This is a genomic window from Roseibium sp. (assembly GCF_025698965.1).
In the GTDB taxonomy this organism is placed as follows: Bacteria; Pseudomonadota; Alphaproteobacteria; order Rhizobiales; family Stappiaceae; genus Roseibium.
In genome coordinates, this window is record NZ_JAILWL010000145.1 from 1 (window position 1) to 13,078 (window position 13,078).

General features: G+C 55.6%; 11 protein-coding genes, 1 tRNA gene and 1 pseudogene. 3 read left to right on the top strand and 10 right to left on the bottom strand.

Annotated features, from left to right (window positions below; genetic code table 11):
* The 3 genes from K5905_RS13470 to K5905_RS13480 form a co-directional block, all read right to left on the bottom strand.
* Positions 1 to 636: TolC family protein (locus K5905_RS13470; RefSeq protein ID WP_297584683.1), on the bottom strand; the 636-nt coding region annotated here is incomplete at its 3' end.
* Positions 637 to 859: 223 nt separating this feature from the next.
* Positions 860 to 1,522, bottom strand: a complete 663-nt coding sequence (locus K5905_RS13475) for a protein-L-isoaspartate O-methyltransferase (RefSeq protein ID WP_297584685.1) — start codon at positions 1,520 to 1,522, stop codon at positions 860 to 862.
* A gap of 209 nt (positions 1,523 to 1,731) precedes the next feature.
* Positions 1,732 to 1,805 (bottom strand) — tRNA-Cys (locus tag K5905_RS13480).
* A gap of 603 nt (positions 1,806 to 2,408) precedes the next feature.
* Between K5905_RS13480 and K5905_RS13485 the strand changes: the two genes are divergently transcribed.
* On the top strand, positions 2,409 to 3,539 hold the full coding sequence (locus K5905_RS13485; RefSeq protein WP_297584687.1) for a carboxylate-amine ligase: 1,131 nt from the start codon (positions 2,409 to 2,411) through the stop codon (positions 3,537 to 3,539).
* 18 nt (positions 3,540 to 3,557) lie between these two features.
* On the opposite strand, the gene K5905_RS13490 is transcribed toward K5905_RS13485, so the two are convergent.
* Positions 3,558 to 3,809 (bottom strand): hypothetical protein, encoded by a 252-nt coding sequence (locus K5905_RS13490; RefSeq protein ID WP_297584689.1) that lies wholly within the window; start codon positions 3,807 to 3,809, stop codon positions 3,558 to 3,560.
* Between the two features lie 209 nt (positions 3,810 to 4,018).
* On the opposite strand from K5905_RS13490, the gene cobD reads away from it, so the two are divergent.
* Positions 4,019 to 5,020, top strand: a complete 1,002-nt coding sequence (gene cobD / locus K5905_RS13495; RefSeq protein WP_297584692.1) for a threonine-phosphate decarboxylase CobD — start codon at positions 4,019 to 4,021, stop codon at positions 5,018 to 5,020.
* Between the two features lie 9 nt (positions 5,021 to 5,029).
* A complete protein-coding gene (gene cbiB, locus K5905_RS13500) occupies positions 5,030 to 6,001 on the top strand; it encodes an adenosylcobinamide-phosphate synthase CbiB (RefSeq protein ID WP_297584694.1) in 972 nt (323 codons plus the stop codon).
* 28 nt (positions 6,002 to 6,029) lie between these two features.
* On the opposite strand, the gene K5905_RS13505 is transcribed toward cbiB, so the two are convergent.
* From K5905_RS13505 to K5905_RS13530, 6 genes and pseudogenes are all read right to left on the bottom strand, one after another.
* Positions 6,030 to 7,508 (bottom strand): cobyric acid synthase, encoded by a 1,479-nt coding sequence (locus K5905_RS13505; protein ID WP_297584695.1) that lies wholly within the window; start codon positions 7,506 to 7,508, stop codon positions 6,030 to 6,032.
* Entirely contained in the window at positions 7,505 to 7,819 is a 315-nt protein-coding gene (locus K5905_RS13510) for a YrhK family protein (protein WP_297584697.1), read from the bottom strand. The genes K5905_RS13505 and K5905_RS13510 overlap by 4 nt, the downstream gene beginning before the upstream one ends.
* A gap of 2 nt (positions 7,820 to 7,821) precedes the next feature.
* On the bottom strand, positions 7,822 to 8,289 hold the full coding sequence (locus tag K5905_RS13515; RefSeq protein WP_297584699.1) for a GNAT family N-acetyltransferase: 468 nt from the start codon (positions 8,287 to 8,289) through the stop codon (positions 7,822 to 7,824).
* 11 nt (positions 8,290 to 8,300) lie between these two features.
* Complete coding sequence (gene cobO / locus K5905_RS13520; RefSeq protein ID WP_297584701.1) at positions 8,301 to 8,939, bottom strand: cob(I)yrinic acid a,c-diamide adenosyltransferase; 639 nt, start codon at positions 8,937 to 8,939, stop codon at positions 8,301 to 8,303.
* Positions 8,936 to 12,656 (bottom strand): annotated as a pseudogene (cobN, locus tag K5905_RS13525) (cobaltochelatase subunit CobN). Before cobN ends, cobO begins: the two are co-directional and overlap by 4 nt.
* A gap of 90 nt (positions 12,657 to 12,746) precedes the next feature.
* On the bottom strand, positions 12,747 to 13,078 hold a 332-nt coding region (locus K5905_RS13530; protein WP_297584704.1), incomplete at its 5' end, for a GTP-binding protein.

The following is a 13,078-nucleotide window of genomic DNA, read 5'->3' on the forward strand; positions in this document are numbered from 1 at the left end:
GGTGTTGAGACTTGCGCGTGCTTCCGCAGCACGGGCCTCGGCCTGACTAACGTCGGTCCGCGTGCCTTCGCCAACGTCAAATCTGTCGCGAGCAGCCCTTACCTGTTCCTGCAGGAAGGCAAGATCACTGCGCTGCAGGGAAACAAGTGCGGTATCGCGGATCACATCGACATAGGATGTCGCTGCGTCCAGAAGCGTGTCTTGCTCGGTCGAATTCAGGCTTTCACGCTGCGCGCGAACGACGGCCTCGGCCTGACGGGTGGAATTGACGGTCCTAAATCCACGAAACAGCGTCTGGCTGATCGTCAACCCGATCGAGGAGTTGTTTCGGTAGTCGGTTGAGTTACCTGCTCCACGGCGCAAGCTCGTATCTTGATAAACACGGCCCGCTGAAGCTGTTGCAGTGACTGTCGGACGCCACCCTGCCAATGCCTGCGGTACGTTTTCATCAACGCTACGCAATTGCGCTCGGGCAGCGTTCAATGTGGGATTGTTGGCATAGGCCAACGAAAGCGATTCCCAGATTGTCTCTGCCTTTGCGGAGGAAAAGGAAGCACCTGTCAATGCGCTGGCGGCAACCCCACCCATAAGCCCCAACGCTATGACCACTGCCTTCGGTGTTGAACGAACAGACACCCCACACTCCTTAAACGTCAACATACTTGAACAAGTTGAGTAAACTGACAGGTGTTTTTGATCAACCATTTGAGAGCAAGTTGCACCATAAAATGACAGAAACTTCGGAAGTGCGACCTAATGGCAACAAGTTTGTTAACCTTTGACGGCAAATTCGTTGTGCAACACAACAAAACGCCCGCCGGTTGTGGGCGAGCGCTTCTAAGAACCGATCGTTTTTGGCTTAAAATTCGAATTCTTTTGCCTTGGCAAAGCCCGGCAGCAAGCTGACGGAGGCGTTAAATCCGAATCGGCTGCTGACTGCATCACCCGATTTCTGATAAAGACGGGCCACACCGGCGCCGCCCTGCCCCTCGATGACAGCCAAACGTCCGTCGGCCTTCAGCTGCTCCGTCAAGTCCGGTGGCAGTACCTCGACCGCTCCGTCAACCAGAATGACGTCGTAAGGTCCTTCCGCCGCATAGCCCTTGTTCATCGGCCCTTCAACGACAACAGCATTTTCGATGCCGAGATCGACCAGCACTTCCGCTGCAACCTTGGCCAGATCGTCGTTTTCTTCAAGCGCAACAACAGAAGCGGCCAGTTTTGAAATGACCGCTGAGCTGTATCCGGTTCCGGCACCGACCACCAGAACCACATCGTTTTCTCTGATCTCTGCCAATTGCACAAGTTTGCCGAAAATATGCGGCTTCATGAGGAAACGACCACAATCGGACGGCCCGATCGGCAGATCTTCATCGATATAAGCGACGGCTTTCTTGGATGCCGGTACGAAACGTTCCCGAGGAACCAGTTCCATTGCATCCAGGATACGATGATCGGTCACATCGTTGGTTCGCAACTGGTTATCCACCATCTTGCGGCGGGACTGGTTAAAGTCCGTCATATCGGCCCTCACATTGACATGCCGGGTTTCCGGCGCCTCTTAAGACCGTTCATTAACGAGGCAAAGGCCACCTGACAAGCATCAGATCCAAATGCCGCGCTCAAATCCTGCAGCATTCGGGGGAAATTGAGCGCGCCCAATTGATGCAGGGGTTCACTCATCCCCTCGTAAGCCTATGGGAAGCCGAATTCGTCAGATTTCAAAGGAAGTGGAGGCCCCGACCGGAATCGAACCGGTGTACACGGATTTGCAATCCGCTGCGTCACCACTCCGCCACAGGGCCCCTAGGTGGTGTGTCGCGCCTTATCAACGACTTACCCATTTCTGTCAATCGGATGTTTTCCAAAATTGTGTGAATTGTCTGTCCTGATTGCGGAAATTTCTTTTTAGATTGCTGTCAATCTTACGATCTCCGAAACGGCTTGGTCCACTTACCAAAGCGAGCAAACACTTTTCGCCTTCAGGCTTCCGCTGCTACAAACAGAAACATGTGCCCAAACAGAAATTGCAGCGATTGTGATATTAGTCACTTTTTACATTGTCGTTTTCAACTATTATCAGTTTATTGCGTGTGACCTTCCCCCGCACCGCAAAGCTGGATCCCCACTTCCAGCATTGGCCGCTGGTTCCGTAATTGCCCAAAACTTCGAACCGGCGGCCGCCCTTTCCAAACAGAGCAGAAGGCACGCGAGTTGGCGATATCCGACTGCGAAAAGGATGGGCAGTTTAAAGGTTGTTCGATCACCAACAACGCATGTGTTGACTGACCACCAAGAAATACTAGCCGGCATGGCATCTTGATCACAGTTGGATCTGTGCCCAACCGGCTCCTTCGATCCAGACGTTTTGCTTGACCAACGGTTACAAAATTGCCGATGCTTCCTTCATGAAAGAGCCCAGCTTCAGCATCGGTGTCGAAGAAGAATATCTCCTGGTTGACAGAACAACCCGAAAGTTGGCGAGTTCTCCACCCCCGGAACTGTTCTCGGCGTGCGAAGCAGCTCTTGAGGGCAAGGTCAGCCCCGAATTTCTCCGCTGTCAGATTGAAGTGGACACTCCGGTGTGCATGACGCTCGAGGAGGTTCGCGCGGAACTCAGATATTTCAGAAAGACCATTGCACGCGAAGCAGCGGCGCATGATCTTGCGCCAATCGCCTCTTCGACGCACCCATTTGCCGAATGGACGGACCAGCCGCATACCGATAAACAAAGGTACAACGAAATTGCCCGAAGCATGCAGGTGGTTGCCAAACGACTGGTGATTTGCGGCATGCATGTGCATATCGGGATCGAGGACGAAGAGCTTCGCATCGAACTCTTCAATCAACTTGCCTATTTTCTACCGCACCTGCTTGCGCTCAGCACATCTTCGCCCTTCTGGCGTGGCCGAAGAACCGGTCTGAAATCCTATCGTCTGGCTGTCTTCAACGAATTGCCACGAACCGGTCTGCCCCCGAGATTTGAAAGCCATTATGAGTACAGGCACACAGTCGACATTCTGACCCGCGCGGGAGTCATCGAAGATGCGACCAAAATCTGGTGGGATCTTCGTCCTTCCGACCGGTTCCCGACACTGGAAATGCGCATCACAGATGTCTGTCCGCGCCTTGATGATGCCGTCGCGATTGCCGCCCTGTTCCGCTGTCTGTGCCGAATGCTCTACCGTCTGCGCTGCGCCAATCAGAGCTGGCGTCGGTATTCCCGCTTTCTACTTGCAGAAAACCGATGGCAGGCGCAGCGGCATGGCACGGAAGCCCGTCTGATCGATTTTGGCAGAACCGAAACCACGGCATTCGCCGACCTGATTGAGGAAATGATTGAGCTTGTACGGCCGGATGCGGCCTTTTTCGGCTGTGAAGGCGATATTGAGCATGTTCGGGAAATCGTTACGCGTGGCACATCGGCTGAGCAGCAGTTGGCGCTTGCCGGCGACGCTGCCGATGAAGGCCTGCTACCGCAGGACACACTGAACGCAATTGTCGACCACCTGATCGCCGAAACGCAGTCCGGGCTCTAATTCCCCCAACAGTGACGGTCAGTCGTCTTCCGGCAACCGCCTTGCCGGTGTTCCATGTGCTTTCAAATGAAAATGTTCGCGAGATCCTGTGAGCACAAACGCGAAATCATCGATTTCGGCGATCACCGCTTCCGCAGACCGGGACAACCCGGAGCGAGGTCGCATGTGCCGTTTGGCTTCGATCAGCGATGTTCGTGCCTGAGACAATGCCGCCAGGACGTCCGTCCGGTTAATATCCTTAAGGTCCCGGCTGCGATGGCCACGTGACATGCTTTTATCCTCACTCGCGATGCAAACTGTTCTTCTTTTGTTCTTTTAGCTATTGCAAAGAATCTCTGTCAATTTGCGTTTCTGACAATGGTATGTCGTTTCCAGCAATGACCAGCCTGCGCAAATAAGATAAGCGTGGCCATAACTTGGGGCTGGCCATTCGGGAGAATGGCGTTTGCAGCATCGGAAAACTGCGGAAGGAATATCTCGTGGAACATGGCGGGGATCTCACGCTGGCAATTGAGCGTTTCGGTGGAACGAGAGAAACCTGGTTGGACTTGTCGACCGGAATCAATCCTCACAGCTATCCAATACCGCAAAAACTGGCAGCGGATTCTTGGCAGGCACTTCCCTCTCAAGTTGCTGAAGAACATCTGATTTCTGCCGCCCGCAACACCTATCAGGTACCCGACCATCTGGAACTCGTTGCGGCAGCAGGCACACAGATACTGTTGTCCCTGCTGCCCCTGATTTTGCCGGAGGGGCCCGTCGCTCTTTCCTCTCCGACTTATTCCAGTCACAAGGACGTCTGGTGCCGGGAAAACAGAAACCCCGTCGAACTCTCCAGTATTTATGCTCTCCCGGCAGACGCAAAAATCGTACTTCTGGTCAATCCGAACAATCCAGATGGTCAGCTGATCGACGTCAAAAGCCTCCTGGAAATCGCAAGAACGCTGACGGATCGTGGTGGTTATCTTGTGGTCGACGAAGCATTTGCAGATGTAGTGCCCGGCTCCAGCCTTCTGCCGCATATCGGAAACGAGAATATTCTGGTGCTGCGTTCGTTCGGTAAATTCTTCGGGCTCGCTGGTCTTCGCCTTGGGTTTCTGGCCGGGCCGCGCAATATCACGAGCAGGATCTCGGGCCTCCTGGAAAGCTGGAGCATCAGTGGACCGGCCATGGAAATCGGCACGGCGGCCCTGCGTGACCAGGACTGGCAAACCCAAACGACACGCCGGTTGATTGAGGAGATGGCGGATCTCACCGTGCTTTTATCCGAGCAGGAACTGAGTGTATTCGGCGGCACCCCACTTTACGCCCTGGCCGGCCTCAGAAATGCCAAGGCCCTTCATGAAGCTCTCGCCCGTAGTCATATCTGGACCCGCATCTTCGATTATGCCCCGACCTGGATCCGTTTCGGCCTGCCAGGGGGTGGGGAAAACCTGAAACGGCTGGAAGAGGCCCTTGCGGATGCAAAAAAAGAGCTCTAACGAGCTTGGATGCTGATTTACGACCATGCCTTATGGCTGCTGCTGGCAGCGCTCCTGCTTGATGCGGTCATTGGAGATCCTGACTGGCTATGGCGCCGTTTCCCGCACCCGGTGGTCTGGATCGGCAAGATCGTTTCTGTATTTGATTTGCATCTGAACCGGTCCGACCGATCAGCGCTTGCAAGACGACTTGGCGGTGTCCTGACACTTCTGGCCCTTTTAATCGGTGGTCTCGGGATTGGTGCAATCGTTCAATCAGTTGCAGATCGTATTCCCTTTGGCGAAACGCTGATCGCGATCATCGCTGCTGTCTTCATCGCGCAGAACAGCCTCTACAGGCATGTGGCAGCGGTTCGCGACGGATTGAGCGAAGGTGGTCTTGAGGGCGGGCGCGAGGCCGTTTCAATGATTGTCGGGCGCGACCCTAAGCAACTCGACGAAGCCGGTGTGTCACGGGCTGCGATTGAATCCTGCGCGGAGAACTTTTCCGACGGTGTGGTTGCACCGGTTTTCTGGTTTGCCGTTCTCGGCCTGCCCGGTTTGCTGGCCTATAAGGCCGTGAACACGGCAGACAGCATGATCGGACACAAGAATGAAAAATACGCAGATTTCGGCTGGGCTTCCGCCCGCTTTGACGACCTAATCAATCTGCCGGCCTCCCGTTTGTCCGGGTTGTTCATTGCGCTCGCAGCTCCGCTTGCTGGAGGCTCCATCGGCAAAAGCCTGACCTGCATTCGCCTGGACGCCCCAATGCATCGTTCTCCGAACGCAGGGTGGCCGGAAGCGGCCATGGCCGGAGCGCTGGGCATTGCCCTTGCCGGACCGCGCGTCTATCCCGGTTACACGGTTGACGATCCTTATATGAACGTTTCAGGAAAGAAGGATGTGTCGATTGTGGATGTTCAGCGAGCGCTCAAGGTTTTGCTTGGTGCCTGTTTTGTGCAGGCAGGAGCGCTCATTCTGGTTCTAACTGCCACTTGAGGGATATCTCCAGGTTCCGTGCACAAGATCAGCGACTTTTCGCGATCCGAAAGATCGCATCGATATCCATCGCCATTTCAAGATGTTCGGCCAAATCATCCAGAATGCGGTCAATGCTTTGATTATATGTCAGCATGGAACTGGCTCCAAAAGCCTTCAGGTAGGCAGAGCGAAAAGCATCGTGCGTGAACAAGCCATGCATGTACGTGCCGTAAACGCGGCCATCTTCCGAGACAGCACCGTCGGCACGTTCGCCCGCCAGTCGCATCATCGGCCTGACGCAATCGGGGCCCGTCGTCCGCCCGATATGAATTTCATAACCTGAGACGGGCGCTCCGCTGGTAAGGTGAACCCCTTCAGCTGCAACGGTTGACTTTTCCGGTGTCAGCACGGTTTCCACGTCCAGAAACCCAAGACCTTCGACTGTTCCAGGCTCGCTTTCAATCCCTTCGGGATCAGATATGGTTCTGCCCAGCATCTGATAACCGCCGCAAACACCCAGGATGTGACCGCCTCTGCGGTGATGGGCTTTCAGGTCGATGTCCCAGCCCTGTTTCTTGAAAAACGCCAAATCCCCAACTGTCGATTTGGAACCCGGAAGAAGCACGATATCCGCATCTCCCGGCAACGGGTCGCCGGGTTGAACGAGTTCGAGTGTCACCCCCGGCTCAAGGCGCAAAGGATCAAGATCATCGAAATTCGCGATCCTGGAAATGACCGGAACGACAATCTTGAGACTACCTTCCCCGAAGCCGTCGGCAAGACCGAGCGCGTCTTCGGCCGGCAGTTTCGATGCATCGGCAAACCAGGGCACCACCCCCAGGCCTTGCCAGCCTGTTCGCTTGGAAATCTCACGCATGCCATCATCGAACAGGCTCGCATCTCCCCGAAACCGATTGATGAAGAAGCCCTTGATCCGCTGCTGCTCTTCAGGCTCCAGAACCGCGTGTGTGCCAACGACGGAGGCAATCACACCACCTCGGTCGATATCCGCACACAAAACAACGGGAAGATCCGCAGCCTCGGCAAAGCCCATATTGGCAATGTCTCCGGAGCGCAAGTTGATTTCCGCCGGGCTGCCCGCCCCTTCCACGATCACCAGATCCGAACTTGATGCAACAATTGAAAAACTTTCCATAACTTTTGGAATAAGCTGTTCTTTTTGCCTCCCATATTCACGCGCACGCATCGTCCCGAAACGTTTGCCCTGGACGATCACCTGGGCACCGGTGTCGGTCTCCGGCTTTAAAAGGACCGGGTTCATGTGAACGGACAAAGGGGTCCTGCATCCCATTGCCTGCAGGGCCTGCGCCCGCCCGATTTCTCCGCCGTCGTCTGTGACCGCCGCATTGTTCGACATGTTTTGCGGTTTGAAGGGCCGAACTGTCAGACCGCGGTTTGCAAACAGTCTGCAAAGACCAGCAACGATCAGGCTTTTGCCGACATTGGACCCTGTCCCCTGGATCATGAGTGCAGGTGTCGATGTGTTTGTGGAAACTGTTGTCATGACCCCTGATCTTGATTGATTGGCGGGGCACCGTAAGGCCTAAATTCCTTTGGAACCGGCAAGTTTGCCAAACGCAGTTCAAGCGTCAGTCGAATGCTCGGCCGGACCGCAAACAGGATTGACCCGACGAGGAACAACCAGGTCCCTGCATAAACAAGGCTCTGATAGAAGAAAAACACACTCCCCACGATGAACATGGCTGCTGCGAGAAACTCGACCAGAGTGCGATAAAGTTCATATTTTCGAACAAGTTCGTCATGGGCGGGTGACGCCGACCGAATGCTGTGATCAAAGAGCTTGTTCATCTTCATCGCTACAATGCCTTCTTGAATTGCCGGAAAACCATGTCCCGTCGAATTTCCGTCTTTCCGGTCTCAGAATATCCAATTGACCGGTAAAATCTCTCTGCGGTGGACGTGCTTTTCAAGATTGAGACTTCCAGTCCACGTTCCCGGAAATAGTCTTCCAACGCTCGCATCAGCGCCTTGCTAACACCGATACACCGGGCATCCGGCAGCACATAGTTCAGCACCACCTCGCCGTTTGTGGTTCCCATACCGACGCCAATCACGCGCCGGCTCTGGTCAATTGCGCTGAACATGCGGTTATTCCCCGAAATCCAGCGCTCAACGTTATCCGGCGTTTTGTTTTTCAGCCAAGGTTCGAAATTCTCCGGGTCGTTGCCATGATCGCCAATGCAGAGTTCCAATATCGATCTGCGAAGCAAGAGCGCAATCTCATCAGCATCCATGCTGTTGGCAGGCAGGACCGTGAAAGGCATTGAGACCCGACCTAGAACTCAATGCCTTCCTGCGGCTTTACGCCGGAGCGGAACGGATGCTTGATTTGGGTCATATCCGTGACGAGGTCGGCAATCTCGATCAATTCTTTCTTGGCATTTCGACCGGTGATGACGACGTGAACGTCGTCCGGCTTCTCGTTCTTAAGGAAGTCCACCACATCTGCGATGTCGAGATAGTCGTAGCGCAGAACGATGTTGAGCTCATCGCATAGGATCAGCCGGTATTCTCCCGACAGGATCATTTCCTTGGCAACGTCCCAGGCTTGCTGAGCCGCCTCGATATCTCGCTGCCGATCCTGCGTTTCCCACGTGAAGCCTTCACCCATGCGCTTGATCGTTACCAAATCAGAAAAACGATCGAGCGCCATTCGCTCACCGGTCTCGATGCGCCCCTTGACGAATTGTACGACACCAACATTGTGGCCGTGTCCAAGAGAGCGGAACACCATGCCAAATCCAGCAGTGGATTTGCCTTTGCCCTTACCGGTGTGGACGATCAACAATCCTTTTTCGATTGTCTTCGTCGCCATGATCTTGTCGCGCGCTGCTTTCTTCTTGCGCATTTTCTCTGCGTGACGGGTGTTCAGTTCTTCCTCGGAAAGTTCCGGTTTGTCGCTATCGGCGGTCACGGTGTTTCGGTTCCTTCAAGTGTCGATTTCAAGTCATTGAGTGCAGAATGGGTCGAATTGCGCCTCGGCGTCCAGAGGCCGCGCTCAATTGCATCCAAAAACCGCGCAAGCATTTCGTTCAGGCCCGCAGGATTGGCGTCCTGAAGAAATTCACGCACGGTGTCATCGTCCAGATAAGCATCATACAACTGATCGAAGTGATGGTCGCCAACCGCGCGTGTGGTCGCTGCGAATGCAAAAAGATAGTCCAGGGTCGCAACCATCTCGAATGCGCCCTTATAGCCATGGCGCATAACACCTTTTATCCATTTTGGATTGGCCGCACGTCCCCGCACCACCCGCCCGATTTCCTCGCTAAGCGATCTAACTATCGGACGCTCTGGCCGGGAATGGTCGTTGTGGTAGATCTTGGGAGCAGTGCCCTTCAGCGCTTCGACTGTTGCCGCCAATCCTCCTTCGAACTGGTAGTAATCATCGCTGTCGAGCAGGACCGCGTCCGTGGACGACAGGCGGGCCTCAAGCTCGCCGCGTGCGCCCTCGCCCGCAACTCCGCCGCCGTACGCGTAACCGCCCCAGGTCAGGAAAGCGTCCGCAAAGTCACCGCGTTCTTCCCAGATCCCTTCGTCAATGAGGGCCTGAAGACCGGCTCCATAAGCACCGGGTCGCGACCCGAACACCCGGTAGCCTGCACGGCGCGCGGCCTCGTCCGCGCTCAAGCCTTCGGTTTGCAACCTGCTGGTTTCAGCAAGCATCCGAGCTGCGATAGGATTGGCCTCCGCAGGCTCCTCCAGGGCACCCACCGCCCGTATGGCGCTGTCAAACAAATCCATCTGATGCGGAAAGGCATCTCGAAAGAACCCGGAGACACGCAAGGTCACGTCGACGCGCGGACGCCCCAGTTCAGAGAGTTTCAGGATCTCAAATCCCGTCACCCTGCCCGAACCCTGTTCCCAGACGGGCCTTGCCCCGATCAGGGCCAACGCCTGCGCAATATCATCGCCGCCCGTGCGCATATTGGCGGTTCCCCAACAGGTGAGCACCAACGATCTGGGCCATTCACCCTCGTCCTGGAAGTATCGTTCTGCAACGAGACCCGCTGATTGCCAGCCAAGCCGCCAGGCTGTCTCGGTTGGAACTGCCCGAACATCGACGGAGTAAAAGTTCTTGCCCGTGGGCAGCACGTCAGGCCGCCCGCGTGACGGTGCACCAGATGGCCCTGGCTCAACAAAACCGCCACTCAGAGCCGTCAGAACCGCAGCCGTTTCCGCAGGGCCAGACCCGGTAACCGATGGCCGCAAACGGGTCTCGATTTCCTGAAGAACCGCCTGTACGGCCGGCCAGTCCGCTGATGCGCTTTTTTCGCCAGACACGAGAGTGCTGGCCAACAGCTCAATGCGCTCCACCGTGTCCCCGTTCGAGCGCCAGGGAACATCTGAAAGACCGTCCAGATCCACAGGTCTTTCATCGGTCCATGCCATGGAAAAATCGCAGTCGAGCGGATCGAAATCTTTCAGCTTCAAATCCTGCGCGATGGCACGCTGAAGGCTTTCCTGCTGCGGTTGACTGCCGCGTGGCACACGTGACAACGCGACAAGTAGGTCGGTCAACAAATCGCCTGCGGGGCTTTCACCCAGAATATGCAACCCGTCACGGATCTGCATTTCCTTAAGGTCGCACAAATGGGCATCGAGACGCGCAAGACGTGTATCCTCGTCCATGTCGTCAGAGAGGCCGATATCCTTGTCGAGCCCGTGCCGGACGGCAGCATCGAGGATGTCGCGCGTCAGAGCTTTCAGGCGACGCGGATCCACCCCGCTGGCAAGGTAGTATTCGTCCAGAAGTGTTTCCAGTTCTTCCGCAACACCATGGCTTTCAGCGCGCGTCAAAGGTGGTGTCGACAATGACAGCAGAAGTTCTGCGTTTTGCCTGTGCCCCTTCGCCGGGATCATTGACGATAAACGGATAGATATTGGGAATGGGTCCAAGGACGGCTTCCGGGAAACAGTCTTCCGACAAGGCCAGTGCTTTGCCCGGCAACCATTCCAGATTGCCATGCTTGCCAAGGTGAATGACTGCGTCAGCTCCGAAGTGATTGCGAAGCCAGAAATAAAACGCAAAATAGTGATGCGGTGGGACCAGATCCGGATCGTGATAGGTCTCTTTGGGGTCGATGTTGTAACCACGCGCCGGCTGAATACCGACAACCTGATTTCCAAACCTGTGCAGGGCCAGGCGGAAGCTGCCTTCGGCAACATGGGGATCGTCAGCCGGTGCTCCCCAGCGGTCGGTAACGGCTGTCTTCACCTGCCCGGGAAGTTGACTGAACGCACGCTGATAATCGAGGACCGAAAGTGTTTCGAAACCGACCCTGGCTTCACGATATTCCAGCGCGTTGGTCACACCGGACGTCAGAATGTCCATGAGCCCGGCAGAGGTCGCAGGTGCCTCGCCGACGTCGTAACCTGACGCTTTCATCGCTTTCAGCACAGACACGCAAGATGCAGGCGTGTCCAGACCAACCCCATTGGCAAGCCGTCCGTCCTTGTTCGGATAATTGGCCAGGATCAGAGCCGTTTTTTTGCTGATCGTCTCAATGTGACCGAGTTTCGCCCAGTTGGCCGCAAGGTTTGCTACGAACCGGACACGATCCGGCACAGGTGTGAACCGAACCGGCGTCGACTGGGTTGCTTCATCGAAGCGCCCCTCTTCCTTGAAAGAGACAGCGCGTGAAAGTATGCGCCCGTCAATTTCCGGCAACACCACATGCATCGCCAGGTCACGAATAGAGAGCCCCTGGTCGCTTTCCTGCCACCCTTCTTTGGACGACGAAGAAAACACCACTTGAAGGACAGGTTTTCCGGGCCGGTCCAGAGGTGTTGACTGATGCGCCATCCCAGCCTTCGAGACTGCAAAAGCGGTACCGTTCAGGATCACATCGGGTCTGGCACCCTCAAAAAGACTCTCAAGTATCGCAACGGATTCGGCTTCCTTGAGGCTGGATACGAATACCGGGAGTGCATTTACGCCCGCTTCAGCAAGTGCCTCTACCAGTGCATCCACAGGTGGCGTTTGCGCACCCTGGACCAGGGCGCGGTAGAAGGTGATTGCCGCCACCGGCCGCAAAGGGTCGGACCAGGTGTCTTTCAAGGTTTGGAGATCGGGTGTCGAATGCCCCTTCAGATAAATCCCGGCACGCGGAAGCGGGACCGGTTGAGCCGGTTCTTCACCGTTGCCAATCAGGAATGCCGCAAAGCGCAGGGCATTGGTGTAGTTTTCAGACCCGCCTTCCACACAATAGCGCCAGAAGCGGTGCGCGTCTTCCGCCGGTCGCGTTGACCGGCTGGTCAGATCCTCATCCCACTTATCGTCACCTGGAACAACAATCAGGTCGATCCCATGTGCACGCGCTTCCTCTTCGAAGCGTTCAAGGCCATAGCGCCAATACTCGACACCACCCAAAATTCGAAGGATCACCAGCTTCGAACCGCGCACGGTCTGTTCGGCATAAAGATCAACCGAATAGGGATGCGACAGCGCCATCAGGTTTGCGAGGCGCAGATCAGATCGTGTTTCACCCAGCCCGGCATGTGCAGTGGCGAAACTGCCAAGTTCGGTGTCGGCAGCAGACAGGAACAGAATATCGGCAGGAGACTGCCCCAGATCGACAGCATCTCCGCCATCATCAATCCGGCGTGTCTGGCTGGCAAGAATATGCATTGAGCGGTTCGCTTCGGTTTTGACAGGTCATCCGAACCGTGAATGACGATCCGGATGATAAGGAATTCTCATAAAAAGGCGGGTATCTGATCAGGCGGCGACTTTGACACTTCCCAGAAGGGTTCGTATCGCCTCCAGGTCTACACCCTTGAGACCAATTACAACGAGCCGCCCGGCGCTTTCCGCTCCAGCGGCGAACCACGTTTCAACTCTTGGTCCGACGGCCTGAACCATCGCTGGCGCGGCCTTTCCATCGATCTCGACCGCTCCTTTGATGCGAAGAACACCCTTCATCGCCATCGCCTCCAGCACCCTGGCTTCAACGGTTTTCACACTGTCGAAGGCCGGGACTTCCAGCACATAGCTTTCAAAGTCATCGTGATGATGGTGGTCGTGGTGATGTTCACCGCTCTCGTGATCGT

Excerpts from the sequence above, each read along its gene's own strand:
- K5905_RS13505 (WP_297584695.1), bottom strand. The coding sequence starts at position 7,508 with ATGACAACAGTTTCCACAAACACATCGACACCTGCACTCATGATCCAG.
- K5905_RS13490 (WP_297584689.1), bottom strand. The coding sequence starts at position 3,809 with ATGTCACGTGGCCATCGCAGCCGGGACCTTAAGGATATTAACCGGACG.
- K5905_RS13485 (WP_297584687.1), top strand. The coding sequence starts at position 2,409 with ATGAAAGAGCCCAGCTTCAGCATCGGTGTCGAAGAAGAATATCTCCTG.
- cbiB (WP_297584694.1), top strand. The coding sequence starts at position 5,030 with ATGCTGATTTACGACCATGCCTTATGGCTGCTGCTGGCAGCGCTCCTG.
- K5905_RS13475 (WP_297584685.1), bottom strand. The coding sequence starts at position 1,522 with ATGACGGACTTTAACCAGTCCCGCCGCAAGATGGTGGATAACCAGTTG.
- K5905_RS13510 (WP_297584697.1), bottom strand. The coding sequence starts at position 7,819 with ATGAAGATGAACAAGCTCTTTGATCACAGCATTCGGTCGGCGTCACCC.
- K5905_RS13515 (WP_297584699.1), bottom strand. The coding sequence starts at position 8,289 with ATGCCTTTCACGGTCCTGCCTGCCAACAGCATGGATGCTGATGAGATT.